This is a genomic window from Lysobacter sp. N42 (genome assembly GCF_004344885.1).
The window spans coordinates 1,043,778-1,069,365 of sequence record NZ_SKFB01000001.1 but is presented as its reverse complement, the minus strand read 5'-3'; the positions used below and the strand labels follow the sequence as shown (position 1 = coordinate 1,069,365).

28 protein-coding genes, 1 tRNA gene and 1 pseudogene are annotated in these 25,588 nt (G+C 43.5%); 18 read left to right on the top strand and 12 right to left on the bottom strand.

The window, feature by feature from the left end; translation table 11 throughout:
* The first annotated feature begins 2 nt into the window (after window positions 1-2).
* From EYQ95_RS05255 to EYQ95_RS05220, 8 genes are read left to right on the top strand one after another with little or no spacing between them, the layout of a single operon-like run.
* Window positions 3-1,070 (top strand): acyl-protein synthetase, encoded by a 1,068-nt coding sequence (locus tag EYQ95_RS05255; RefSeq protein ID WP_111913762.1) that lies wholly within the window; start codon window positions 3-5, stop codon window positions 1,068-1,070.
* Window positions 1,067-2,251, top strand: coding sequence for an acyl-CoA reductase (locus tag EYQ95_RS05250; RefSeq protein ID WP_111913763.1), 1,185 nt, complete (start codon window positions 1,067-1,069; stop codon window positions 2,249-2,251). The genes EYQ95_RS05255 and EYQ95_RS05250 overlap by 4 nt, the downstream gene beginning before the upstream one ends.
* A 37-nt stretch (window positions 2,252-2,288) precedes the next feature.
* Window positions 2,289-3,374, top strand: coding sequence for a DegT/DnrJ/EryC1/StrS aminotransferase family protein (locus tag EYQ95_RS05245; protein WP_165831897.1), 1,086 nt, complete (start codon window positions 2,289-2,291; stop codon window positions 3,372-3,374).
* Entirely contained in the window at window positions 3,371-4,045 is a 675-nt protein-coding gene (locus EYQ95_RS05240) for a WbqC family protein (RefSeq protein WP_111913765.1), read from the top strand. Before EYQ95_RS05245 ends, EYQ95_RS05240 begins: the two co-directional genes overlap by 4 nt.
* Window positions 4,042-4,806: a TauD/TfdA family dioxygenase gene (locus tag EYQ95_RS05235; RefSeq protein ID WP_165831898.1), complete on the top strand. Its 765-nt coding sequence runs from the start codon at window positions 4,042-4,044 to the stop codon at window positions 4,804-4,806. The genes EYQ95_RS05240 and EYQ95_RS05235 overlap by 4 nt, the downstream gene beginning before the upstream one ends.
* Entirely contained in the window at window positions 4,793-5,653 is an 861-nt protein-coding gene (locus EYQ95_RS05230; RefSeq protein WP_165831899.1) for a sulfotransferase domain-containing protein, read from the top strand. The genes EYQ95_RS05235 and EYQ95_RS05230 overlap by 14 nt, the downstream gene beginning before the upstream one ends.
* Window positions 5,643-6,386 carry a sulfotransferase gene (locus EYQ95_RS05225; protein WP_111913768.1) on the top strand — a complete coding sequence of 248 codons (744 nt, stop codon included), beginning with the start codon at window positions 5,643-5,645 and terminating at the stop codon, window positions 6,384-6,386. The genes EYQ95_RS05230 and EYQ95_RS05225 overlap by 11 nt, the downstream gene beginning before the upstream one ends.
* Window positions 6,383-7,462, top strand: coding sequence for a TDP-N-acetylfucosamine:lipid II N-acetylfucosaminyltransferase (locus tag EYQ95_RS05220; RefSeq protein WP_111913769.1), 1,080 nt, complete (start codon window positions 6,383-6,385; stop codon window positions 7,460-7,462). Before EYQ95_RS05225 ends, EYQ95_RS05220 begins: the two co-directional genes overlap by 4 nt.
* 11 nt (window positions 7,463-7,473) lie before the next feature.
* On the opposite strand, the gene EYQ95_RS05215 is transcribed toward EYQ95_RS05220, so the two are convergent.
* On the bottom strand, window positions 7,474-8,559 hold the full coding sequence (locus EYQ95_RS05215) for a glycosyltransferase (RefSeq protein ID WP_111913770.1): 1,086 nt from the start codon (window positions 8,557-8,559) through the stop codon (window positions 7,474-7,476).
* Between the two features lie 177 nt (window positions 8,560-8,736).
* Between EYQ95_RS05215 and EYQ95_RS05210 the strand changes: the two genes are divergently transcribed.
* The 4 genes and pseudogenes from EYQ95_RS05210 to EYQ95_RS05195 all read left to right on the top strand — a co-directional run bounded on the left by EYQ95_RS05210 (window position 8,737) and on the right by EYQ95_RS05195 (window position 11,126).
* Entirely contained in the window at window positions 8,737-9,138 is a 402-nt protein-coding gene (locus EYQ95_RS05210; protein ID WP_111913771.1) for an FdtA/QdtA family cupin domain-containing protein, read from the top strand.
* A pseudogene (locus EYQ95_RS26960) lies at window positions 9,135-9,590 on the top strand (acyltransferase); the annotation flags it as partial. The gene EYQ95_RS05210 and the pseudogene EYQ95_RS26960, both read left to right, overlap by 4 nt.
* A gap of 2 nt (window positions 9,591-9,592) precedes the next feature.
* A complete protein-coding gene (locus EYQ95_RS05200; protein ID WP_111913773.1) occupies window positions 9,593-10,690 on the top strand; it encodes a DegT/DnrJ/EryC1/StrS aminotransferase family protein in 1,098 nt (365 codons plus the stop codon).
* Between the two features lie 46 nt (window positions 10,691-10,736).
* Window positions 10,737-11,126: a nucleoside-diphosphate sugar epimerase/dehydratase gene (locus EYQ95_RS05195; protein ID WP_111913774.1), complete on the top strand. Its 390-nt coding sequence runs from the start codon at window positions 10,737-10,739 to the stop codon at window positions 11,124-11,126.
* Here the strand turns inward: EYQ95_RS05195 and EYQ95_RS05190 are convergent.
* Window positions 11,109-12,347, bottom strand: a complete 1,239-nt coding sequence (locus EYQ95_RS05190) for a CDP-glycerol glycerophosphotransferase family protein (protein WP_165831900.1) — start codon at window positions 12,345-12,347, stop codon at window positions 11,109-11,111. The two genes, EYQ95_RS05195 and EYQ95_RS05190, sit on opposite strands and share 18 nt — an antisense overlap.
* Before the next feature lie 127 nt (window positions 12,348-12,474).
* Here EYQ95_RS05190 and EYQ95_RS05185 point away from each other — a divergent pair, with 127 nt between their 5' ends.
* On the top strand, window positions 12,475-13,800 hold the full coding sequence (locus EYQ95_RS05185; protein ID WP_111913776.1) for a glycosyltransferase: 1,326 nt from the start codon (window positions 12,475-12,477) through the stop codon (window positions 13,798-13,800).
* An 18-nt stretch (window positions 13,801-13,818) separates the two neighbouring features.
* On the opposite strand, the gene tagD is transcribed toward EYQ95_RS05185, so the two are convergent.
* Window positions 13,819-14,232 carry a glycerol-3-phosphate cytidylyltransferase gene (gene tagD, locus EYQ95_RS05180; RefSeq protein ID WP_111913777.1) on the bottom strand — a complete coding sequence of 138 codons (414 nt, stop codon included), beginning with the start codon at window positions 14,230-14,232 and terminating at the stop codon, window positions 13,819-13,821.
* Window positions 14,229-15,668, bottom strand: coding sequence for a CDP-glycerol glycerophosphotransferase family protein (locus EYQ95_RS05175; protein ID WP_111913778.1), 1,440 nt, complete (start codon window positions 15,666-15,668; stop codon window positions 14,229-14,231). The genes tagD and EYQ95_RS05175 overlap by 4 nt, the downstream gene beginning before the upstream one ends.
* A gap of 200 nt (window positions 15,669-15,868) precedes the next feature.
* Here EYQ95_RS05175 and EYQ95_RS05170 point away from each other — a divergent pair.
* Window positions 15,869-15,945 (top strand) — tRNA-Trp (locus tag EYQ95_RS05170).
* A 3-nt stretch (window positions 15,946-15,948) separates the two neighbouring features.
* Here the strand turns inward: EYQ95_RS05170 and rimI are convergent.
* Genes rimI through serB form a run of 3 tightly spaced genes read right to left on the bottom strand, consistent with a single transcriptional unit; the run spans window position 15,949 to window position 17,532 of the window.
* Window positions 15,949-16,431, bottom strand: a complete 483-nt coding sequence (gene rimI, locus EYQ95_RS05165) for a ribosomal protein S18-alanine N-acetyltransferase (RefSeq protein WP_111913779.1) — start codon at window positions 16,429-16,431, stop codon at window positions 15,949-15,951.
* Entirely contained in the window at window positions 16,428-16,829 is a 402-nt protein-coding gene (locus EYQ95_RS05160) for a hypothetical protein (RefSeq protein ID WP_111913780.1), read from the bottom strand. Before EYQ95_RS05160 ends, rimI begins: the two co-directional genes overlap by 4 nt.
* Before the next feature lie 31 nt (window positions 16,830-16,860).
* Window positions 16,861-17,532 (bottom strand): phosphoserine phosphatase SerB, encoded by a 672-nt coding sequence (gene serB / locus EYQ95_RS05155; RefSeq protein WP_111913781.1) that lies wholly within the window; start codon window positions 17,530-17,532, stop codon window positions 16,861-16,863.
* A gap of 92 nt (window positions 17,533-17,624) precedes the next feature.
* Here serB and EYQ95_RS05150 point away from each other — a divergent pair, with 92 nt between their 5' ends.
* The 3 genes from EYQ95_RS05150 (at window position 17,625) to EYQ95_RS05140 (ending at window position 21,162) form a co-directional block, all read left to right on the top strand.
* Window positions 17,625-18,275 (top strand): AhpA/YtjB family protein, encoded by a 651-nt coding sequence (locus tag EYQ95_RS05150; RefSeq protein ID WP_111913782.1) that lies wholly within the window; start codon window positions 17,625-17,627, stop codon window positions 18,273-18,275.
* Entirely contained in the window at window positions 18,247-19,035 is a 789-nt protein-coding gene (locus EYQ95_RS05145) for a TatD family hydrolase (protein WP_111913783.1), read from the top strand. The genes EYQ95_RS05150 and EYQ95_RS05145 overlap by 29 nt, the downstream gene beginning before the upstream one ends.
* Window positions 19,036-19,113: 78 nt before the next feature.
* The gene (locus EYQ95_RS05140; protein ID WP_111913784.1) at window positions 19,114-21,162 is read left to right on the top strand and encodes a S9 family peptidase; all 2,049 of its coding nucleotides are present in this window, start codon (window positions 19,114-19,116) and stop codon (window positions 21,160-21,162) included.
* A 9-nt stretch (window positions 21,163-21,171) separates the two neighbouring features.
* Here EYQ95_RS05140 and EYQ95_RS05135 read toward each other — a convergent pair whose 3' ends face one another.
* A complete protein-coding gene (locus EYQ95_RS05135; protein WP_111913785.1) occupies window positions 21,172-21,828 on the bottom strand; it encodes a cupin domain-containing protein in 657 nt (218 codons plus the stop codon).
* 128 nt (window positions 21,829-21,956) lie between these two features.
* Window positions 21,957-22,559, bottom strand: coding sequence for a Yip1 family protein (locus EYQ95_RS05130; protein ID WP_111913786.1), 603 nt, complete (start codon window positions 22,557-22,559; stop codon window positions 21,957-21,959).
* A 169-nt stretch (window positions 22,560-22,728) separates the two neighbouring features.
* On the opposite strand from EYQ95_RS05130, the gene miaE reads away from it, so the two are divergent.
* Entirely contained in the window at window positions 22,729-23,511 is a 783-nt protein-coding gene (miaE, locus tag EYQ95_RS05125; RefSeq protein ID WP_243699857.1) for a tRNA isopentenyl-2-thiomethyl-A-37 hydroxylase MiaE, read from the top strand.
* Here miaE and lpxH read toward each other — a convergent pair.
* From lpxH to EYQ95_RS05110, 3 genes are all read right to left on the bottom strand, one after another.
* On the bottom strand, window positions 23,508-24,254 hold the full coding sequence (lpxH, locus tag EYQ95_RS05120) for a UDP-2,3-diacylglucosamine diphosphatase (RefSeq protein WP_111913787.1): 747 nt from the start codon (window positions 24,252-24,254) through the stop codon (window positions 23,508-23,510). The genes miaE and lpxH overlap by 4 nt on opposite strands.
* Window positions 24,251-24,748, bottom strand: a complete 498-nt coding sequence (locus tag EYQ95_RS05115; RefSeq protein WP_111913788.1) for a peptidylprolyl isomerase — start codon at window positions 24,746-24,748, stop codon at window positions 24,251-24,253. The genes lpxH and EYQ95_RS05115 overlap by 4 nt, the downstream gene beginning before the upstream one ends.
* Before the next feature lie 89 nt (window positions 24,749-24,837).
* Window positions 24,838-25,587 carry a TIGR00730 family Rossman fold protein gene (locus tag EYQ95_RS05110; protein ID WP_111913789.1) on the bottom strand — a complete coding sequence of 250 codons (750 nt, stop codon included), beginning with the start codon at window positions 25,585-25,587 and terminating at the stop codon, window positions 24,838-24,840.
* Between the last annotated feature and the right edge of the window lies 1 nt (window position 25,588).

Here is a 25,588-nt window from a genome sequence, read left to right as displayed (position 1 = left end):
CCATGGACTTGTTTGATGTAGGCCCTTACGAGCTCTCTGAAGCAATAAAAACAACGATGCTAAGGCAGAGGTTAGTTAGCCTCACAGAGCATCACATAGCCAACTGCGCGGATTATCAGAAGCTGTTTGGCGATATAGAGCTAGGTTCAATAAAGCAACTCGAAGACATTCCTTTTCTCACGGTTCCTTTGTTTAAACAACGGGAGCTGAAAAGCATCACCAAAGACCATGTATTTAAAGTTTTGCAGTCTTCGGGAACAACCGGACAGCGTCCTTCGCAAATTTACTTAGATGCACAAACTGCGAAATTGCAAAGTCGAGTACTCGTTAAAATTATGCAGGAATGGCTGGGTAAGCAAAGGCGCCATATGCTGATTTGGGATCACCCTAATGTAATCAAAGACAAAGCGTCTTTTTCAGCACGCGGGGCAGGTATTCAAGGCTTGTCGTTTTTAGGTCGCAATCATACGTATGCACTAAACGATGATATGTCGCTAAACGTTGAAGCAATCAATGAGTTTCATGAGAAGTTTTCAGACCAACCCGTTTTTATGTTTGGTTTTACTTTCATGGTGTGGAAGTACGGAATTCAAGCGCTGCAAGCGTCGAGCTTAAAGTTGAACTTCGAGAGCGCGGTATTGTTGCATAGTGGTGGTTGGAAAAAGTTACAGGACGAAGCGGTTAGTACGGACACATTCAATACCGTTGCAAACGACTGTCTTGGCTCAATAAAAGCGCATAATTTTTATGGTATGGTCGAACAAGTCGGCTCTATCTTTGTAGCTTGTGAGCACGGTTATTTTCACGCTCCGTCTACGGCTGAAGTGATTATTCGCAACCCAGAAACATGGAAACCTGCTGCAGTAGGTGAAACGGGCTGTATACAAGTTCTTTCCGCATTACCCGAAAGTTACCCAGGGCATAGTTTATTAACTGAAGATAAAGGCTTTGTGGTTGGGCGTGACGACTGCCAATGTGGCCGCAAAGGCACATATTTTAAAGTATTAGGTAGAATGGCAAAGGTCGAAGCTAGAGGGTGCAGTGATACGTTTGAGCGAGGTGCCTCATGAAGCAGCAAGCATCGAGTTGGCAAACGATAAATGAGGTAGGAATGAAGCCGAAGCTCACTCGATTTGCAGACCATAGCTTCTTTGCGTTCACTTCTCAGCTGTCAAATCGCTTAATTCGCGATGCCCAAGCGAGAGATTTTCCCGACTTAGTTGCGTTGGGTTATTGGCTGAGAAACGCCAATATGCAAAAAATTGCAGAGCAATATGAGTCTCAGCTCATTCGTCCTTTGGGACATGTTTTTCATGCAGCGCCAGGTAATGTAGATAGCTTGTTTGTTTATTCTGGCATTCTTAGCCTGTTATGTGGGAATGTGAACACAATTCGGCTGTCGTCAAAAGTGGGCGGAAGTGCCGACGTCTTGTGTGACATATTGGCCGAGCTTGCGCCCGAACACCCTGAGGTTTCCGCTCGCTTTCAACTTATCCGCTGCGAGCGAGACGATCCGAAGTTAAAAGCTCTGCAGGCGAATGTTGATGCTCGCGTGCTGTGGGGCTCAAATGAGGGCATAAAAGCACTTAAAAGTGTCGAAACGCCAGCGCATTGTCGCGACATTGTATTCGCGCACAAAATCTCGTTCAGTGTATTGGGTATAGACGCATTGCTTCGTGTCGACAAACCAACCTTGCAGCAATTAGTGGAAGACTTTGCGCGTGATAATTTAACATTTTCACAGCAAGCATGTTCTTCTGCTAAATGGGTAATTTGGCAGGGTAACGAAGAACATTTAGCTGAGGCTCAAAATATATTTTGGACAGCTCTTTTAGCCTATTTGAGCTCGGAAAAAGGGCGCAGTAAGTACAAGCTTACAGAAAGTGAGCGATACCAAGCGCTGAATAACGCACAAGACATGGCAATGGCTGGAGTCGTAAGTGGACAAATGCATGCCGAGCAAGTGGTTAGAGTATGGGCAAAGCAACTTCGTGAAGACTTTTCCGAGATACACCGTGGAGCAGGGCTATTTGTAGAGAGCCACGTACAGCAGCTACAGGAATTAAACCGATACATGACTCCTGCGCATCAGACAATGACGTATTGGGGCGTAGAAGACGTGCATGAGTGGTTAAAGGATTGTCTCGTGGGTGTCGATAGAGTAGTACCCGTCGGCCAAGCTTTGAACTTTGATGTGGTTTGGGATGGGGTTGATTTGGTAACTGCTTTGGGACGAGTTAATTCTCAATAAATGTCCAGAGATTAAGATAGATTAAATAGGTAATACATTGATTCCATATTACGTTCCAACCGTGCCTGATGTCGGATTACTTTCTTCCTATTTGGAGGAGATTAATCAACGTAAATGGTTAACTAACTTTGGTCCCCTAAGTGATAAGCTCGCAGCTCAATTGAGTAACTTACTTGGCCATCAACACATATTGCCGGTTTCGAGTTGTACTAACGGTTTAATGACCTGTTTCATGCTTCTTGGATGCAAGAGTGTGGTCACTACCCCTTTTAGTTTTGTGGCAACTTCTTCCTCCCTCAAATGGATGGGCATTCAAACGCATTTTGTAGATATTGATCCGGACTCTAAAAATATTTGCCCAAAAGCTCTCGAACAGTACCTATCAAAAAATCAGGGTAAAGTTGATGCAGTTGTTGCTACCCATGTATACGGTAATCCGTGCGATGTAGCAGCGCTTGACCGACTTGCAAAAGACTACGATGTAAAAATTATATACGATGCTGCACATGCTTTTGATGTCAAAGTAGATGACCGTTCGGTGTTGATGTTTGGCGAACTCTCGGTACTAAGTTTTCACGCTACGAAGATTTTCCACAGCGTTGAGGGAGGAGCTATTGCCGTTCCAAATGAGGAAGTTTTTGAGCGTGCTAGAAAAATTATCAACTTCGGTATAGACCGAAGTGCAGAGGTTACAGAAATTGGTATTAACTCAAAAATGAGTGAGTACCATGCTGCTGTAGGACTCGTACAAATGAGGACTATTGAGCGTGTGAAAAAACATCGTATCTCCTTATACGAAAGATACATTAAACACTTTCAAGGGCGGGTTGAGATTCAACAGTGGCATTCCAAGTCCTCTCCAAATGGTGCATATATGCCGATTTTTCTTGAATCAGCGCAACAAAGAGCCAAAGTGGTTAAAGCGTTAGATTCTCAACATGTAGGTTATAAGCAATATTTTTACAAAAACTTGAACTGCTCTATGTTTGGTGAAAGTGATCAAGCTCCTACACCTAATGCACAACATGCTTGCGACACTGTAGTGTGCTTGCCCATCTACTTTGATTTATCCATGAATGATGTAGATGCCATAGCTCAAACCGTTTTAGAGGCAGTGAAATGATTGCTGCAGCTTTTCAGCCATATTTTCTCCCTTACATCGGTTACTTCAGATTAATTGCAGATGCAGATATTTTTGTGGTGCTCGACAATGTTTCATTTCGGAAAAAGAGTTATATCAACCGTAACGTTATTTGGGTTGAGGACGCGCCATTTAGATTCACCTTGCCTGTTCATAAGGTAAGTCAGAATAGAATGATCAATGAACACACATACATTAATGATGGTGGTCTGTGTGAGCTTTTAAAAAAAACTTACCCTGCAGCACATGATTTCCCTCAAATACTTGATGGGATAGATCGTTTAAATGGGGAGTCCGAGGAGTCATCTCAAAATAAAAATGTGGCAGAAATTAATCAATCGCTCATTCAAACCGTTTTAGATTTGCTAGAAATAAATACAAAGGTAATCAAAGCATCTGATCTAGATATCTCAGTTGAGAAAGGCGCAAAACGCATTATCAATATTTGTCACGCAGTTGGAGCGAGTGAATATATCAATCCAATTGGAGGAAAAGAGTTATACGATGCACAGGAATTTGAAAACGCTGGTCTAAGATTGAAGTTTAAAGATTACCATAGCCAATTAACCCCAAGACAGTTGTCGTCTGTCGTTGACTCTGTTTTTGAATGGGGTGTTGAAAGCACGCGTCGATGCATGCGGGAGATGATATGATTAAAACCCTAGATACATTCGATTTAGAGCAAGTCGCAGAAGAAATTGAGATGTTGAGAACGCAAGGGCATGTTCTTCATCTGAAGGCTGGAAACGTTTCCTTTGGCAGCGGGCAATGGTATCAATTTTTAACCTCTCTACCTTTCCTGAAGTCTGACAGACGTCACTTTGATGTTGATTCTAATCTCAATGAAAGAGACTGGTGGCGAATCGAATATGATCCGAACCATGACCATACCTATGCCCATAGCAAAACTACCCAACCTTTTCATACCGATAACGCTTGGTTTGCAAACCCTCCTGAACTTAATTTCTTTTATTTAGAAAAGCAGGCTGAAAGCGGTGGGCATCAATTAGTTTACCCAATAGACAGATTGCTGGCGGATTTACAGAAGATTGAGCCTGAGCTGCTTAATAGCCTTTTGAATGTGGAAGTCACAATTCAAAAAGGCAGTGAACTTGGTGGTCATAGAACACCGATATTGAAAAGAATGAACGAAAAGACTACTAAGGTGTACTGGAATTATTATCGGATTATTCGTGAGACTCAAGAAATCGAAGATATGTGCGATGCATTCTTTAAATTTTTAGATGTGCAAATGCATTCAAAGTCTGTTGAGCGACTTACTTCAAAAACAGGAGACGCCTTTTGTTTTAATGATGGCTTGCTCCTTCACGCACGCGAAAGCTTTACGGCGTATCAGTTTGGTGACCGCGCGCTCCTTCAGTCAATGTGGTGTTTTCAAGATGCGTCACAATAAGCGATTTTTGCTTTGTGTGGGTGCTCAGAAAGGCGGGACAACTTGGCTATGGCATGCGTTACAAAAACACAAGGACGTTGATTTGGGTTTTACCAAGGAGTACCACTTTTTTGATGCTCTTTATCATGAAGAACAAAGATTTCGCTTAAATGCGGATGAACGTGCCGAGCAAGCAGCGATCTCGACGGGCACAAAACCTGAGCATCTCCAACTGCTCATGGAGTTTTACGCTAAACCTGAATGCTACTACCAATACTTTAAGAAGGTATTGTCTCAACCCGGAATTACATTAACGGGTGATTTTACACCTTCATACTCGATGCTATCGGAAGAGAACTTCCGTCATATTAGGGCGAGCTTAATCGAGTCGGGTTTTGACGTGAAAGTCGTTTTTATTATGCGAGAGCCATACGATAGAGTGTGGTCGGCATGTCGTATGCATAAGAAAAACAATCCTGAGCTTTATAGAAACGACTCGGGTGCAGAGATGTCAGAGGAAGAGTATCTGAATAAAAACTTTGATAGAAAAGATATTTGGATGAGGACTCAATATCATCAAACAGTTAAAGCATTGCAAAATGCATTTCCCAAGCAAGATGTTCAATTTTTATTATACGAAGACTTATTTAGTGAATGTTCGTTAAGCCAACTGTTTGATTTTTTGGGATTGTCATTGCATGAGGTCAAAATCGATTTTACGCCGATCAATAAGACCAAGCGAGCTGAAGTGATTTCTTTGGAAACAATCTCCTCTGTCCGAGAACATTACGCGCCTGTTGTCGATACATTAGATGCGCTTCTTCCAGAGTTGAGGGTTAAACAAGTGTGGGAAGGATATGAACGATAAATTATTCATATTAGGTGTGCAGAAATCTGGAACCTCCGCAATTGCTGGGTTGCTGGGAGATGCTTTTGGAATTCCTACGACACTTGATCTCAATGGAGCTATCAGTTCAAGCGATTGGCAGCTTAAGGTGAAATTCGGTTTGATGCCTTTCAAGGAGTTTGTGGATTCACACACGGATGACTTCAATAGAACTATTGTTAAAGAGCCGTGCCTAACTTTTTTTGCGCAGGAGTTGGAAGAAACTTTTCCTGAAGCAAAGTTTCTTGTTGTATTGCGGCATCCTTATGAGGTAGTACGTAGCACACTGCAAAGATTAAAAATTCCGGCTCACCTTGAAAGCATTAAATTTGAAGAGTGGGAAGAACTGGTAAAAACCAAAGCCTGGAGACTATGCCTGGATTCGACTTGGCTAGGTCAACCCTCCTCGAATTACATAGAGGCTTTGGCCTGGCGTTGGAAAATAAGTTGTGACCTTCAAAAAGTGTTACCAACAGCTAAGTTTATTCGGTATGAAGATTTTAAAGAAAATAGAGAAGCCTTCATATCGAATTTAGGTATCGATTTGGGACTGGGGCAGAAGGTTGTGAAGGCGCTAGATTACAATAAGCAATATCAACCTAAAGGAAAGCAAGTGAGTGGTTGGAGCGATTATTTTGGTGAGAATATAAAACTTATCAATAGGATATGTGGTGAAAATATGGAGTTGCTTGGATATCATCAGGTGAGCTCTTGAAACATCTGCTTCATATTTTTTACGACTCTCATCATCATAACCGACCCGTTTATGACATGTTTGAAGCTTTCTCTCAGTTTGGAGATATCTCTTCAGAATATGTCTACTTTGACCGGGATGGCTTTTTCCCTGAAAAAGAATATGTACCAACCGATAGGGGGCACTATTTTACGAATAATGGTGACATGCTTCCTTGGTTGAGACGTGTCTTCCGTCAATACAATACGCTTGTATTTCATAGTATGTTCAATGCCACAGCTTGGGATTTCTTAGCCCATGAGACAAATATTGCGAGTCACTCTGTATGGGTCGTTTTTGGCGGAGAAATATATGAAGGTTTAGAAAAGCCGGCGCTGGAACGCCTGGAATTGATGAGAGCGACTACGAAAAATGTGAAATCAATACTCACGTTCACTCAGCAAGAAGAGAATATTGTAAAAGAGTGTCTTGGCAGGCATAACGCTGTAGGCCGTTATGTTTATCTACAAGATTGGCAACCTAAACAGCTTGAGAAGCAATTGACTGAAAAAAGTCTGCCTGACTCCTTTAAAGTTCTTTTGTCCGGGAAAAAAGTAGCACTTATCGGGAACTCAGGTACACCTGCAAACAAACACAGAGAAATCTTAGAGGCATTGAGCCAAAACCAATTTAATGGGCTAATTCTGTTGCCTTTAGCTTACGGCGCTCATGAAGCGTATCGTAAAAATGTTGTCGATGTCGCGCGGTCATTTTTTCCGGAAGCACAAGTTGTCGTGCTCGAGGAGCCTGTGACTAATGATATTTATCGAACAATTCTTAGTTGTGTAGATTACTATTTCTTTGCTCACGAGCGCCAACAAGCTGGCCAACATTGGATGGCGGCTCTCGCTACGGGAATGCCTATTTTTGGCTATATGAACGGTGCAAGTTCCCAACACTTCTTGGAATTAGGGTTCCATGTGGGAGATGTTATGAACCCTAATCTTTCCGAAGAGTTTTTGTCAGATTTTAACGTTAATGTTGACCATTATCGGCACCTCTTCAGTCTGGAAAGAGTCCATGATTTATGGTTAGAGGGACTTCAATTATCTATTTAATATGCAGGTAATTATAGCGTGGTAGCAAAAGCTTTAAACTTCAAAAAATAGGATGTGTTGCTGTAAAGGCTCGCAATTTTAGTTTGCGCTTTTGTTCGCATTGATTGATAACTGCTCCAATTCGCTAAAACATGATCAAGCTTTTCATTCAGTTCATGTTCGTCATCGTAAGCAAGATAGTCCTCACCTTCTATAAACCCTTCAGGATAATTACCGCGCTCAGAAATGAGTATTGCTCCATGACCTATCGCTTCAAATAATCGAGCATTACTTTTATACAGCTGATTGAAGTCACCGTAAGTATTAACGACAACTTTTGCTCTGCTTAATTTGCTATGTAGTTGTTCGGCGAAAATAGGAGGAGAAATAAGGTCTGTATAATTTTTTAAAGACTGTTTTGCTGCGGCGCTTTCCGCTTGCAGATGAATATTAATTTTTTCCTGACCTTTAGCTTTTCGTTCCAACAGGCTTTGAATAACATGCCTTCGGTTTTTAAAGATGCTTTCGATATATTGCCCATAGAATAAAATGTCGATGTCGCGCTCGGTATTCGTACTGCGCTCCACCCAAAAACTAGGTATTCCCGGCTGAAGCTCAATGGCTGGTATTCCGTTAGCGTTCCAATAGTCTACGAAAGGTTTATGCAAAGATGTGTGCCCATGATAATCGGGAAATGTCATTGCATGGTCCTTGATATAAGCATTCCAGCAGATGTACCGAATATTACTCTTACCATAGCGACTAATGAGTATCTGAATAAACTCTTGGTCGATGAAAGGAGACATATCGAAAATTACGTCGGGTTGAAGCTGCTCAACCTGTGCAAGTTTAATATCTAATAACGATGCAGTTTCCGGCAGATTATTTTCTTGCGCCCAAAGGTATTGAAGGCGACGGTAATCCCACAAATTAAAAAAGGCTGTGTCCTTGCTTTCTGGTGATGGTTCTAGGATATATGACTGATAATAACCATGCCCACGTAAATGCTGGTTTAGCGCCGAAAAAGTAAGGTTGGGTTGATTACCTGGCTCAAACTCACGTTCGTATTGACGTGCATATCCTGGGTAAATATGAAGGCATTGATAGAATTTGGTCATGGCACCTAACTTTGTTACTCAATGAGAGCAATGCTCACCTATAATGCTTTGCTGAAAGCGTTAAAGTAGCATTAATTTCAAGAATATATCTTTAAGTACGATAAAGAAAGTACAGTCAAAAGTCTGTTATGGTTAGTATTTATAGTATGCCTCGATATTCTATCTCAAGGAGCATGAATGAGTTTATTAGAGTTTGTGGACTTTCCTCCATTGGGAGACGAACGAGGCTCTTTAGTGGCGCTTGAAAGTGATAAAACCGTTCCCTTTCCGATTAAACGCGTATATTACATTTTCGGAACTCAGCCGGGCGTAAGCCGTGGATTCCACGCTCATAAAAAACTCAAGCAAGTTGCTGTATGTGTAACCGGTAAATGCAAAATGGTTCTGGATAATGGCAAGCAACGAGAGGAAACTTGGTTAGACTCGCCAACAAAGGGGTTAGTCATCGATAATATGACTTGGCGGGAAATGCATGATTTTAGTGAGGATTGTGTACTTTTAGTGCTTGCCAGTGAACACTATAGTGAAGAAGACTATATTCGAAGTTACGACGATTTTATACGACAGGTGACTGAGTGACTTTTATACATGAACTTTCTGATGTGCAAACAACTCAGATCGGTGAGGGCACTTCTATTTGGCAGTTTTGTGTTGTTTTAAAGAATGCAGTGATTGGTCATGGATGTAATATTAATTCCCACGTATTCATAGAAAATGATGTTGTTATTGGCTCCAATGTAACAGTGAAGTGTGGTGTTCAGCTTTGGGACGGCACGCGTATTGAAGATAAGGTGTTCATAGGACCCAATGCAACGTTTACAAATGACCCGTTCCCTCGTTCTAAAGAGTATCCAGAACAATTTACTGGTATTACGGTTCGCGAAGGGGCAAGTATCGGAGCTAATGCAACAATATTAGCAGGTGTCACAATAGGTCAGAATGCAATGATTGGTGCTGGTGCTGTTGTGACGAAAGATGTGCCAGAAAAAGCTGTCGTGGTTGGCAATCCGGCCCGAATTATTAGGTATCTAGAATGATTCCATTTTTAGATTTAAAGGAAACAAATGCCAACTACCGCGAAGAATTGTTTGAAGCAGCTCGACGAGTTATCGATTCTGGCTGGTTTATCGGTGGGCGAGAATTAAAGCAATTTGAAGATGAGTTTTCTGCGTATTGCGGCGTGAACCACACGGTAGGGGTGGGGAATGGTTTAGATGCGCTAAGTCTGACACTTAGGGCATGGAAAACGATGGGAAAACTCAACGATGGTGACGAAGTTATAGTGCCAGCGAATACTTTCATTGCCAGCGTATTGGCTGTTACTGAGAATGGATTAAAGCCTGTGCTCGTGGAGCCAGACCCCAAAACCTATAATTTGTGCCCGCAAAACACCCAAAAAGCATTAACAAGAAATACACGCCTTGTTTTACCTGTCCATTTATACGGACAATTGGCCGATATGCCGGCCATATTGGATATTGCGAAGCGACACGATTTGCTTGTTTTAGAGGACGCGGCGCAAGCTCATGGCGCAGAGTTTCAGGGTAAAAAATCAGGAAGCTGGGGAGACGCTGCTGGTTTCAGTTTTTATCCCGGTAAAAACCTTGGCGCACTTGGCGATGGTGGTGCGGTAACCACACAAAACCAAGAATTAGCGAACCTCGTGCGTGCTTTAGGTAATTATGGCAGTGAACAAAAATATGAGCATAAATACCAGGGTATAAATAGTCGTTTGGATGAGATTCAAGCGGCAATGCTGAGCGTTAAGCTTAAGTACCTCAATCAAGAGATAACAAAGCGAAGAGAAGTGGCTGAAGCCTATCTTCAAGGAATTAACAATCCATTGATTTTTTTACCAAGTCCCGTGCGTGAAAATCATGTTTGGCATTTGTTTGTTGTCCGATCGCCAGAGCGCGAGCGACTTCAGAAGTATTTAAGTGATCACAATATTCAAAGCTCAATTCATTATCCGGTGCCACCACATCGCCAAAAGGCCTACTCTGATCTAGCTATGGGTGATTACCCTCAAACAGACGAGATTCATCAACAAGTTTTAAGCCTACCGATGAGTCCTGTGTTAACTGAAGAGCAGGTACAAACTGTAATTACTGTTTGTAATCAGTTTTCCTAACCGCAACTTTTTCAAAATTCAGATGTGAGAACTTAGCGAGATAGATATGAGTGATAAAGAACGAATTTTGATCTTCGGAGCAAGTACAGCGGGAATAAAAGCTTATCATATACTCAAAAAACAATATGTTATTGGTTCATTTCTAGACAATGATGCGAATAAACATGGTACGGAACTAGAGAACTTAAAAATAAGCGCTCCCAACGACATTAATACGCTTCAATTCGATAAAATTTGTATAGCTAGCGCATATCAATATCAAATTCTCAAGCAGTTAACAGATGAGCTCAATATTCCGAGAGAAAAGATTTTCTTCATTAGAAAACAAAAGGCGGTTGGTCAAGACAACGTATATTATTTCTCTTTTCTTACAACCTTAATTTTGTTTCTTTGTGCAGCGGGTGGAGCACTTTATGCTCTACTTAACTGGCTTTAGCACAGGTTCCAAAAGCTCTATAGTTTGCAACGTCTCAAAATAGTAGTTTTTCAATTCGACTAAGTTGGGGCGGCTGGAGCTTGACTCGTTCTTGCACTGTTCAATAGCGCTACGAATTTCAATAAACAGTGATTCTGAATCGACAACTTGTGGACCACTGGTTTTTGCGAAGTATGGGTAGTCCTCCATAAATCCGTTCAGCTCCTTGTATTCGTCAAGGTCATAAACAGACTGAATGATAGGGCGCTCAAGAATTAGGTAGTCGATAAGAACACTGGAATAGTCACTAATCAGCACATCACATAAGTCTAAAAACGCCATAAGGTCACTGTCAAAAGGTAATTTAATAATTTGACTGGCGGCTTCAATTTCTTGGTCTATTGACTCGTGTGTCTGGCTAACGCCTTGATGTTGGTATTCTTTATAAGAGCAGCTATGCCATTTGGTTAGGATTTTCGTGTTGTTTTGCTTCAGAAAGTCATTCAATAAGGAAATGTCTTCTTTACTGGAAAGCCCAAGAAACTTGTCCTGACCTGTATTTCTCCATGTAGGAAAGTATCCAATAATGGTTTCAGAGCTACTTTGAATAGTGTTTCTTAAGGACTCTTCTGAGGTTGATAAAACTCCAGCTGAGCCAGTAATCAGTATTTGGTTTCTTGGTAAGTTGGCTAGTATGAAATTTTCATTAGGAATATTAAAAAGATTCAACAAATAAGACATGTGTTTCTTATTCGGATATATAAAGTAGTTTTTGCGAGCACTCTTTCGGTACCACCAATCATGAAACTTAGAAAGCCAATGTTGCGCGTCGTTTTGTTCCATTACATTTAAGTCTTTCAATGTAACGCCGTGCCACAAGTTAAGTTTGTTGGCGCCTGTAGATGAAAAAATGTGGGTATCGGCTATGGAAACGTCGAACACATGCCAACTCGCTCTGAACCCGTACCACATTCCCTTTAGGCTAGATGGTGCATATGCTTCAATGTTTGCTGTTTCAACTTGGTTTCTAACTTCTTCACTAGGAGATAACCAAATAATTCGTTGCTTTGGCCATTTACGACGGGCGTGAATCGCAAAATGTTTACCATTATCAGCAAATCTTAGTCCCTTTGAACTTCCTACAACCCAAATCGCGCCGCTACGGGGAATAACCCAACTCAAAATCAAAGCGAGATGGCTTTTGATATGAAAGAGAAAGTTTTGCCAAAGTAGTTGCGCCAAGATTAGCTCCTTATGGTGACTGACTGAACTTATCATGCTCTAATGACCAAGACCAGATTATGGCCTAACACGACAATAATACTAGAAAAAATGCCTGAATAGGCTCGAAACGGTATGAGAGGTTTTCATGGAAACTAACCCGCACGTTACGCTCATCATGTTCTCTTTTAATCAGGAAGAGTTTATTGAAGAGAGTGTTCGGTCGGCATTCGCTCAAGACTACTCAAACCTGCAGATTATAATTTCGGATGATACCTCTTCAGATGAAACATTTGCGATTATCGAACGTTTAGCTGAGGACTATAAAGGGTCACACCAGATTAAAATTAATAGAAATGAGCACAATCTAGGTGTGGGTCGTCATTTCGCGTTTATCATGGAAGAGCTCGCTGATGGTGAACTCATTGTTGCGTGCGGTGGTGACGATATCTCACATTCCAATCGTGTTAGCCGAATAGTTGAAGAGTGGTTAGAACATGGAAAGCCCGCGCTAGTAGCCCACGCGCTCGAGGAAATTAACGAGCAAGGTGAAGTTTTTGAGGGTGGGCGAACAATCCAGTATCGCTACCAAGATCATTCTTTGCTTAGTAACCCTACTCTTGCTCTGCAAGACTACCTCAAGAACCAAATGCCCGTTCGATATTTAGGTGCTGCTATAGCTTATCGTAGAGACACGTATTTACGATTTGGAACGCCGCTCGCATTTCCAGATTTTGAAGACCACGTTATGTTCTTTAGAGCTCTTCTTAGCGAGGGAGCTCACTACTTTCCTGAAGTATTAGTCCAGTATCGCAGGCATCAAAATAGCTTTATGGCGGCTCCCAGTAAGCGCAAGATCGTTAAGCCTGGTGAAATTTTTGCTCCTCTATTACATAAAGGAGAAACTGTTCGACCAAACTTTGTAAATGACTACCGGTTACACCAGCTTGCTACACAACAATGGCTTGATCTGCGGGCGGCCATTCAACAAGGTCTGACCGCCGTAGATTACCAAATTGTTGAAGAGCTATGGGCAATGCTAATAGCACGACAGAAATTCCTTTTGGGTAATCAGGGGATTACTCTGAAGTCGCTTTTTAGAAGGTTTCGGAATTTCATACTGGGTACATCAAATACAAATGTAAGAAAGCGTATCGAGCTGAACTACGTAGAGCCCTTAAAAGTAGTGCTTTACGGTGCGGGTCAGGCAGGGCGAAATGCCTTGTCTAGATTAAGTCCTGGTTTTCAAGTAGAAGCTATTTGCGATAGTAACTCAGAACTACATGGTACTCGCGTAGAGGGGATACAGGTTATAAGCCCCCAAACCCTTAAAGAATTGAGCGAGGATATCGACAGCGTACTGATCTCTAGTGTCTTTTATTACGAGATAAAAAGTGCACTTATGGACAAGCTAGGTATATCAGAAGACAAAATTGTAAGGTTGCCTCACAAGGTCATAACTTTAAGAAAATAATAGGTAGCCAGCCAGGACTTATAAAAGATCTTTTTGCAGCTGTGTAAAGACCATAATAGCCTGCTTCATGGCAGTGGATGAAATGTCTTTCGTGCGGTCCAGGTAAATTACCTCGCATAAGTCAGAAAGCTCGTCGAACTTACCTTTCCAGTCGTCACCCATCACAAAAACGTCGGCGTTTTCGCTCTTAATATCGTCGCGTTTTTGTGCCCAATCGTTCTCAGGAATAACTTTGTCCACGTAGCGGCAGCTCTCTAATATCGCAACTCTGTGCTCATAAGGCACCAGTGTTGTTTTTCCTTTGCCTTGATTGAACTCGTCCGTAGACACCGCAACGACTAAACGGTCACCCAAGCTACGTGCTCGTTTCAAAAGGTTTACATGGCCAATATGAAATAAATCGAACGTGCCATAGGTGATCACTGTTTTCATAGTTTTTCCTGAATAAATTTCACTAGTTCTGGGCTAGCGAGTTCTTTATTGAGCCCGAGTTTACGAAGCAGTTTTTGTCGCTTGTCTTTGTACGTATCGGCATTTTGCTCGGTTATTTGAGTAAGTGCCTCAAACAGCTCTCTTTCCTTATAAACCTCGTGACCTGCAGCAAATTCGTCGGTTGGGAATGTGAATTTGCCTCGGTTTTGGTAGTACTGGTGATGGTCGTATTGAAAGAACACCATTGGCTTGTCGGCGAGCAAAAAGTCGAAAGCGACACTTGAGTAGTCGGTTATAAGAACCTCAGTATCTGCAAGCCAAGGATAAATGTTCATTCGTGTAGGGTAGAGATAGATATTGGGATAATGGGGTAGCGAAACTATATTGCACTCTGCATTCTGTAGCCCAAACTCTTGAATGACTTGTTCTGCCACAAAGGGATGAAATTTTAGAATAAGGCTACGGTTTAATTGTTCACATAATGCCTGCATTTTAGAAAGGGAGAATGGCATGTTAAATGTGCCGTCGTCTCTATATGTGGGCATATACACCCAAATTTTTCCGGTGCTTTCTATGATGTGTTGCGGCTGTGATTCAGGCGTATTTAACCAACAACGGTCATTTGCCGCTTGGAGAAATACGTCATTCCGGGGGTAGCCTATAGTTAAATAAGCTTGAGCATTAAACAACTGTGGAAAAATATGCTGATTAAAATATTCGGAGCTAGATACAAAAGCAAAGTCGTTTATATGTTCAAAGTGTCGATTACCCGCTAGAAACTTGTAGGGCAGCCCGTGGTAAAGCTGAATACATGGGCGTTTTTCACGGATAATATTAAATAATGTGCCTTGATATTCGTGATCGAGAACAACGCACTTTGCGCGCATTAAGGCCCATGCGCCACTGAACGTTTTTACATCTAGATAGGGCAGGTTAGTGTCGCTCAGGTTTTTACCCACCAGTAATGTTTTGGGTTGCTCTTTTGCGTGGTAAAACCAAGCGCTTAACGTGTTGTTGTCGACAAAATCCTCCGTGTAATAAACCACCCTTTGGCTAGGCATTGCGCTACTAACCAATGAAACAAATGTTTTGAGTGCCTTGATACTTAGTTGTTGGATCTTATGACTTACACAAGCTACGAACCCATAATTGTATACTTCGAAGTGTCCTTCCTGTTCGCACAAAATTGACTGACTTTGAAAACCTTTCTGTACCAAGGTGCGGGCAATTTCTTGCTGATAGGGGCCGTCGGCAATCACAAGATAGTCGTAATGTTCAGCTTGTTCCGGGAGGTTGATAATACCTTCACCCGTTTTTAAATTATCGACAAGGCCGATTACATTAGCGCGCTTTTGCTCTAGCGATTCAGCCAACAGCTTTCCCTTGGGGTTGGCTGGCGCAATATAAACTTTATAACCTTGAAGTGAGGTAATCATGAATGCCTAGTGTGCTCGCTTAATCTTGTTATTGTTAGCTTAGGAGTATCCACTACAAACTTCGATGTTAGCCGAACCCGCTTGCTGTCACAAGCCAGGCGGAAGTGGGGCGGTGCTCAACAAATAACCATATAAGCCAGAACATTCGCAAAAACACTTGTCAGATTCAAACCCGGCTGTATAATTCCGAGCCTAGTTGCAGGGGTGTAGTTCCAATTGGTAGAACAGCGGTCTCCAAAACCGACGGTTGGGGGTTCGAATCCCTCCACCCCTGCCAGTTTTACTCCACAAGCCTCGCATACACTAACGCTGTTTCTTTAGGCTCTCCAGCATTCACTGGCGGATAATACCCAGGACGACTTCCTAAGCATTTAAACCCGTACCTTTCATACAAGCGTATGGCAGCGGTATTGCTCTCTCGTACCTCTAGATAAATAGGCACATTCACTTGCCATTCTTGGTCACTGAAATCGCTGTAGCGCATCAGCATGTCGTTGAGTAGTGCCGAACCCAAGCCCTTCCCCTGAAATTTTGGGTGTACTGCGATATTCATTAAGGTCACTTCATCGGCTACATGTTGGCAGATATAAAAACCTGCAATCTGGTCATGCTCTGATTCTGAGGGCTTAATGAACAGGGCAACTACGTCATAAGTTGCACTAAAGCAGCCCGCAAGTGTTTTTTCCTTCCAAGGTAGCGGGTGGGCAGTACATTCCACTTCATAAAGCTGTTCAGAGTATTCATGAAGCTGACTGAAAATCATGGCTGGAGCAATGGCTTAAGCTGCGCCCACAATGCTCGTTTTTCGTCGGGGCTGAGCGCTGACTTTGCATAGGCCGTGCAATCAACAACTGAGTTGTGCTCAGGAGAACTGACTTGAGTAGGCCGTGTATCGAATGCACGACTTAAATCTTCTAACCATTGAAAACGCGGTACAGGAACTTCTACCGGAAAACTTAAGGTCCATACACCTACTTGGTAAAAAGTTCTCTTCACGTCTTGGGTAGCAGTGTTAGCCGGTTGCTTTTGCACTGGCTCACTTGGCGTGGTCTCCGCATTTACATCTGTTGAAGGAGTTTCTGTTGCGGTGCTACCCATTTCAAATAAAGGGATACCAAGCGCTTTGAGTGCTCGAACTTGCTCGTTAGACCAATTTGCCATGGTGCTAGGTAAACCCTCTTATTGTACTGACTCAATCCGATGAAACGGTGGGAGATAAGATTCCAATTATACGGCTGATGTCTTTGTCATCAAGGCAGATATCTGCGACTTTTTTCAATGCTGCTTTGCCGCAGTAGGCTATGCCTGTTCCTGCTGACTGAATCATGTCGATATCGTTCGCGCCATCACCTACTGCTACCACTTGTTGTTGTGGTAAGTGCCAAGTATTCATCAGGCTTAACAAAGTTTGCTGCTTGGCTTTGGCGTCTATAATGTCGCCAATCAGCTGGCCGGTTAAACGTCCGTTTTTCACTTCTAGTTGGTTACACACGACGTGGTCGGCTTTAAATCTTCTGGCTGCTTCATCAGCGAACCAGGTGAAGCCACCGGAAACAATAACGACTCGCCAACGCTTGCTTTTAAACCAAGTCATAAGATCATCTATTCCTGGGGACCAGGGCAGGTTGTCACACATCTGCAAAATGACTTCTTCTGAAACGCCAGTGAGCTTGCTCACACGTTGCTCTAAGGCTTCTTTAAAATCGAGTTGCCCCTGCATAGCGGCCTCGGTAACCGCAGCAACTTCACTTCCACAGCCGGCGGCCTCGGCAATTGCATCAATGCTCTCCATTTGAATTAATGTAGAGTCCATATCAAATACAACCATGCCCGGAGCATGCATTTTGGGAAGTAAATGGCTCATGAATGCAGTTAACCTTTCATGTTAAGGAAGTGGCAAGATTATCCTACTCGAATAAGATTGTCACTGTGGGGCGCTTAGGCTAAAGTGTGCTCATGCAAACCGAGATTAGAACGAAACGGACTTTCCGTTGGCACTTTAGAGAAGACAGATGGATTCGCCGGGGGCTTTACCTAGCGATAGCTACACTGTTTTTCATTGCTATTGCCGACACGTTTTTACAAACCAAAGCTCGAGGTGAGGCTGCGTTAATGGCTCAAACCGAACGGTCTGCGCGACTGAGCATGTCGCAAGCGCAGCACGAAGCACGGATATGGTTTTTAGAGGAAAATGAAGAAGCACTCGAGAGTTTAGCGAACCATTTGGTGGCGCAAAGTGTTGTCCTAGAAGTGGCCATTCAAGACGAGTGGGGGCAAACCATTGTTCGAGCAGGCCACGACCAACCTATTCATGAATATTTGCAAACTTTACCCGAGGTGATATGGGCCGTACCTATGGTAGAACCGGTACTAGACCGTGATGGTGCTGGCGCTAATCTATTGGGCTTTGTACGCATTACCTTCGACTACGACCGTATAATGGCAGAGTCTCGCCCTTATCACCGAGGTATTTTACGTGAGAACGCCTATTTAACCTTACTCGCTTTTTTCGCGGGCTTTATGGTCGCTGTAGCGTTTATTCGACGTAGAAAACCCGTTCTGATTCGTGGAAAGAAGCATGAGCCAGAATCCTCCGACACTGATTGATAGCCATTGCCACCTCGACTTTCCAGAGTTTGACACTGATCGCGAAGCGGTTGTGCAAGCTGCAGAAAACGTTGGTATAAACCATTTTGTAGTTCCGGGCGTGTCGAAAGACACTTGGCCGAGGCTAGTCTCTTTCCATGAGCAATATATGCAAAGCTCAATAGGCTTCGGGTTGCATCCATACTTTATAAGTCAGCATGTGCCTGCAGATATAATGGCTCTGGAGCACTTTCTTGATCTTTACCCGCTGGCTTTTGTTGGCGAGATTGGTTTAGACAGCCGTATAGAGAGCTACGAAATTCAATTGAAACTATTCCATCAGCAACTAGAAATAGCTGAAGGTTTAAAGCGCTGTGTGGTGTTGCACCATCAGAAAACGCAAAACGATTTACTTGTTGCTGTTAAAAACATACTTGGCTCCCGCAGTGACTCTGGGTTACTTCACGCCTTCAGTGGTAGCTATGAACAAGCAATGAGCTGGTATGAAATGGGCTTTAAGTTGGGCGTGGGTGGTGTGATTACATACGCTCGCGCTAAGAAAACACGAGACGCCATTTCCCGAGTGCCGCTCGAATCTTTGATTTTAGAAACCGATAGTCCAGATATGCCTATTGAAGGCAAGCAAGGTCAACGAAACGAGCCAAAAAACATAACACATATCTTTCGTGCATTGTGTGAGCTACGATCAGAATCTGCTGCCGAAATTCAGACGCAAATATTGAAAAACACCCAGAACTTGTTTGCAATAAACGCACTTTAATACCCGTTGAACTAGTTACCCTCTACTTTCGCTTTCTTTGAGCTAATATAAAACTTCAAACTACTGAAGGGTTATAGCATGAGAGCGCATAATATTTTTCTAGGTTTATCGGTTCTACTCTTTGTTTTCACAGTAGCTGCAGAGCCGTCAGAGCAGGCCGAGAATCAGATTCAGCCATTGCAGTTCGATGATGTCTTTGAAATGGAGTTTGTGAGTGATCCACAACCTAGCCCCGACGGAGAAAGCATTGTCTTCGTGAGAAACTGGATGGACCGACAGACGGATAGAAGACGTATGTCGTTGTGGATCGTGCAAGAAGATGGCGAGAACTTACAAGCGCTTCTCGATATGAATATAAACGCCTACTCGCCACGATGGTCTCCCACCGGTGACCGAATTGCGTTTATCGCAGATGGTCAAATTCATATGTATTGGTTAGAAAGTGGTCGCGTTAGTCAAATTACCCAGCTTGCGAGTTCACCGAGTTCTGTCGAATGGTCGCCAAATGGTCACTGGCTCGCTTTTTCAATGTTTACAGCAGGTAGTAATACGGCACCTCTACAACTTCCTGGACAGCCCGCGGGCGCTGATTGGGCGGCTCCACCGAAGTTTATTGATAGCATGAACTACCGTTCAGATGGCGCTGGCTACCTTCCTGACGGATATCGTCACCTTTATGTCGTGCCTTCAGCTGGTGGAACTGCAATACAACTCACATCGGGAAATTTTCATCATTCAGGACAGTTAAGTTGGGCATCTGAAAGTGACCGAATCTTTTTTTCTGCTAACCGCCACGAAGACTGGAAATCCCAACCTTTGAATTCAGAGATTTTTAGCATTGATGTTGAAACGCAGGAGTTGCAACAAATCACCCAGCGCTCGGGGCCAGACTCGAGTCCTAAAGTTTCGCCTGATGGACGGCGTATCGCGTTTTTAGGTTTTGACGATCAGCGCTTGGCTTACCAGCAGAACAAACTTTATGTGATGAACATTGACGGTTCGGACATTGAAGTACTTACAGGCGAACTCGATAGAAGCATTAACGATTTTGCGTGGAAAGAAAACAGCAGAGAGCTTGTCGTTTCGTATAACAGCGAAGGGCGTGGCATTCTTGCGAATCAAACCTTGCGCGGCAGACACACAGTGTTGGTGAACGACCTTGGTGGCAGTGCTTACAGTCGTCCATACCTAGGCGGAGACTTCAGTGTTTCAGACGATGGTTTACTGGTGTATACCCAAGCCAGTACTTCGCGCCCTGCAGAGCTTGCTGCGGTTCGACGTTCAGGTGCGGAAACGCTTACTCAGTTTAATGACGACTTAGACATGGCGCGTGAAATCGCCGATGTTGAAATGTTTTGGTACGAGTCGACTATTGACGAGCTACCCATACAAGGATGGATTATGTATCCACCTGGTTTCGACGACACCAAAAAATATCCTCTGATTCTTGAGATTCACGGTGGACCGCATGCTGCCTATGGCGATGTTTTTGCCATGGAATTACAACTTATGGCGGCGAAAGGATATGTCGTGCTTTATACGAATCCTCGCGGCAGTACCAGTTATGGCATGAGTTTTGGTAATGAGATTCATCACAACTACCCAAGTCATGACTTTCAAGACTTAATGGATGGTGTTGACGCGGTCATTGACCGTGGCTTTATCAACGAAGAAGAACTCTTTATTACTGGGGGTAGCGGTGGTGGTGTTCTTACGACATGGAGTATCGCGCATACCGACCGATTTGCAGCAGCAGTTGCCGTGAACCCAGTCATTAATTGGTACAGCTTCGTATTAAATGCGGATTTGTATAATTACTTTACCCAATATTGGTTCCCTGGGTTTCCATGGGATATTCCTGAGCATTACCTGAAGTACTCGCCTATTTCTTATGTTGGTCAGGTCAACACACCAACATTATTATTTACTGGTGAGTCAGATCACCGCACACCGATTTCAGAAACAGAACAGTATTATCAAGCATTGCAGCTTAGAGGCGTAGAGTCTGCAATGGTGAGAGTTCCGGGGGCTTCGCATGCGCTGCATGTTAGACCCAGTCAGCTGATGGCTAAACCTGCTTATGTCACCTATTGGTTTGACCGATTTCGTCAGCAAGAAGATGAATAAGCGGTTTAACTAATAGGGTAGAGGAAGATGCCCGGTTTTCACCCAAATAACGGTTTCTTCCTCTACAAAAGGCGTATGTTCGCTATTGTGTGGGCTGCGTAACCATGTTCCGGCAGGGTAACTGCCATTTTCGTCCCGAAACACGCCAGAGAGAACCAGTATCTCTTCTCCGCCGAAGTGTCGGTGATGTTTAAACACCCCGCCCGCAGGCCACTTCACAAGTGCAACGTGTTCATGTTCGAAGTCATGCAGTGGCATAACCTGCAAACCCCCTATACCTGGTAGCCATTCTTGTTCATTTGTGTTGATTGCAAACTGCTTTAGATCGCGCGGATCGAACTGATGCAATTTCACGAATAAAGTACAGCCTTCTTTTGAGAAAGGTGCATGGGATGTGCCTGGAGGATTTCTAAAGTAGGTACCTGCTGGGTAATCACCGTGTTCGTCGGAAAAGACACCGTCGAGCACCAGTATTTCCTCACCTAACGGATGGGCATGAGCTTTAAACTCAGAGCCTGGTGCATAGCGAACAATACTGGTTGCGTGCCCTTGCTCGGCTTCTTCACGCGCAAGCTTTTTACGATCAACCCCTTGCATGGGACTAGGCTCCCAGTTAATTGCATTGGTGTCGATAACCACTCGTTCGTTAAAGTTCATGTTCAGCATGTGCTTTTCCCAAGTACCAAAATTCTATGTAGTAGGGTTACGGTGGTTAGTTTAACTAAAGATCAGGGTTACAGATAATAAAAAAGCGCCCAGGTAGGCGCTTTCTTTCACAAGGACAAACTTAGAAATTACGCGTGTTCAAAAGTTGGCGCAAAACCATTTGTCCATAAAATTGCCGTGGTCACCATAAGTACAACCATTAAGATTAACCCAGCTGTAACTACAGAGCTTGCGTACATAAATCCGCGCTCTTCAGGAATGTGCATTAAAATCGGCACGCCCGTGTACAGTAGGTAAACCGAGTAAGCTACCCCACCTAAGAACACAACACTTACAAACCAGAGTTCTGGGTAAAGCGCACTAATACCCGACATAAGTACCGGAGTTGCCGTGTATGCAGCAAGTTCCAACGACTGGGTAAAAGTAGGCTTAGCACCGAAAGTTTTCGCCATCCAATGCACCAAGTAGGAGAGTGCTAATACGCCAGCAATCAAACCTGCGTACATAAGCACTGCCATAATGGTCGCACTTTGTTCAGATATGAAAATATGCTCTCGCGCCCCAATGTTCCAGCCAATGTTCGAAGACGCATAATACGCACAGAACGCTGGAATTAGCGCAACCAATAATATGTGTGAAAGGGAAAATCTTAGGCTTTCATGACGCTCATCGATGGTTTTCCATTCTCTTAGCGGATGAAAGTAGAGTCCCCAAATATGATTTAGTATCATAACTACTCCTTGAAGTGCATTGACTCGTTGACCATCAACAAAAATACACCTGTTGTCGACTCCATTATACGGAGCGAACGAGCTTTGAAATCAAGAATGAAACATTCTGAACAAAAACTGTTCAGAACTTTTTGTTATATAAAGGTTAACTATCTATAGGTGCGTTGTAGTGAGCGAAACATCAGTAAGCCAAGGTGAAATGAACCATTTACTAGAACCGATTCATGGTTTTTTGGGCTCATCTACTCCAGCCGCTTGGATCAATGAAGCGGCAAGGTCTGATGAGTTACATGCGTTACTTATTGATCATTTGCACTGTGAGTTAAAGGCTGCACAAAGTGCTGCTTTCTTGCTTCGTAAATATGTGCTCACGAAAGAACAGGCGAGTCAGGTTTTGGAGTGGTTAGTGCCCTTTGAAGACGTGGCTTACCGCAAAGCTAATCACGATCTTATTGCTGCACAAAAGGAAATACCTAGGATTCGCAAAACTGAAGAGCAGAAGCGTAATTGGCAGGGACGTATGGTGGACCGCATGTTGCTTCTGATGAAAGAAGAGCTGCATCACTTCACTCAAGTTTATGAAATTATGCGTGAACGAGAGATGGATATACAGCCCTTAAGTGCTTCCCGTTACGCAGCGTCTTTACTTAGCCATGTGCGTACTTACGAGCCTGAAACTTTAATCGACAAGCTTATTGTGGGTGGTTTAATTGAGGCTCGGTCGTGTGAACGTTTTGCTGCCTTAGCTCCGCATTTAGATTCGCAACTGCAGAAATTTTATATAAGCTTGTTACGCTCTGAAGCGCGTCATTTCGAGGATTATCTGAAGCTGGCGCAAGAAATTGCGGGGCGCGACATTAGTGCAGATATACAAAGGCTAGTGGACGTGGAAGCGGGGTTAATCACTTCTACCGACAATGAACTTCGGTTTCACAGTGGGGTTCCCGCTTAATCTTCGTCTTCGCTAAAAGGTTCGTTGCGCAGAATAAAGGTGTCGGCAGTAAGCTCGAGAATGCTGCCTTGCTCGTACCAGTCTCCTAAAACGATACGAAGTCCGGTTTTACCCTCACTCAATGGGTGTTCATGAATGTCGGGCTGGTGCGTATGGCCGTGAATCATGCGTTCTACTTTGTGACTTTCAAACGCTTGCACTACCGCCTCTTCTGTAGCATCCATCATAGCTAATTGCTCTGCAGACAAGTTCTGCTGGCTCTTACTATTTGCGCGTAGCTTTTGTGCAACCTTACGGCGCCATGAAAGCGGAAGCTTAGTAAGAATACCCAGAAGTAGAGGGTTACGAATTGTTTTACGAAATTTTTGGTAGCCTTCGTCTTGGGTGCAAAGCGTGTCGCCATGAAGTAGCAGGGTAGGCGTGCCATATAAGTCGACTACGGTAGGGTCTGGAAGTATGGTTATGCCGGTAAGCTCTGCAAACTTTTTCCCAATCAAGAAGTCTCTGTTTCCTGCCATGAAGTAAACTGGAACACCTGATTCCACTACGTTCTTCAGCTCTTGAATGATATGCAGGTGAAATGGGCGCAGGTCGTCGTCGCCAATCCAATAATCGAACAGGTCGCCGAGAATGTAGAGCGCGTCACTTTCTCTTGCTTCACCTCTTAGGAAAGAAACAAACAGGCCTGTTATGTCAGGCCTGTTCTCACTGAGGTGTAGATCAGATATGAATCGTGTGATCATTTTTCCACAGTAGCGTTTTTAATCACAACATCTTCAACAGGTACGTCTGCATGGTAACCAGAGCGGCCTGTGTCTACGTCACGAATGCTGTCTACTACGTCCATGCCTTCAACAACTTTACCGAATACACAGTAGCCCCAGCCATATGGGTTTTCGCCCGTAAAGTCTAATGGCTTGTTGTCTTTCACGTTAATGAAAAACTGCGAAGTCGCCGAGTGTGGGTCTTGCGTACGAGCCATAGAAATTGTGCCGCGCTCGTTAGAAACACCGTTGTTCGCTTCGTTCTCAATCGGTGCGTCTGTTGGCTTTTGTTCCATACCTGGGGTGAAACCACCACCTTGAATCATGAAGTCGCTAATCACACGGTGAAATAAAGTATTTTCGTAAAAACCGCTTTCTGCGTACTTAACAAAGTTAGCTGCTGTTTTTGGCGCTTGCTCAGCAAAGAGCTCAATACGAATATCGCCGTGGTTAGTGTGTAGTGTTACGAACATGAATTTATCCTGTTTAAATGCGAATACGCTGCGAAGTGTAGCGAATATCACTGTTATTGGAAACAAAAGCTATGATTTATCGATTCTTCTTATTTGCTGTTATTAAGCGATGAGAAAACCGGTTGCATGGCTTCTAATGCTTCGGGAACCGAGTCCACGATTTGGTATAAGGATTCGTCGGTGTTGTCTATTAAGCCGCATTCTTCCAATACCGCCAGGTCCAGCAACCGAGCCCAAAAGTCTTTACCGTAAAGAATTACAGGAACGCGTTTCATTTTTTTGGTTTGAATTAAAGTTAATGTTTCAAATAACTCATCAAGCGTGCCAAATCCTCCAGGAAAAACAATGAGTGCTTTTGCTCTTCTTAAAAAATACATTTTACGGAGTGCGAAGTACTGAAACTCAATACTGTGCTTTGCGGCAATAAAAGGGTTCAACCGTTGCTCGCGCGGAATGACTATATTCAGCCCTATACTTGGATGTCCTGCATCGAAGGAACCCCTACTTGCTGCCTCCATAATACCTGGCCCACCTCCGGTAATCAGGCGTACCCCTTGGTGCGGTGAATCCTCGATGATCTTTCCAAGCTCATAGGCGAGTTGCTGAGCTTCTTGATAGAACCGAGACATTTTAGAGCACGCGCTATCGGTCTTTTCTTCTGGCGCTGGAATGCGGGCACTACCAAAAATGGAGATAGTATGGTGCACACTTTCATTGTTGAAGGTGTTTTCTGCTTTTTGCCATTCGTTGGCAAGGTGTTTAGCAATATCTTCTTCTTGTTGATGTCCCGCTAGAGCTTGTAGGTTTTGCTCAAGTTCTTGCTTAGATGTGTCGCTCATT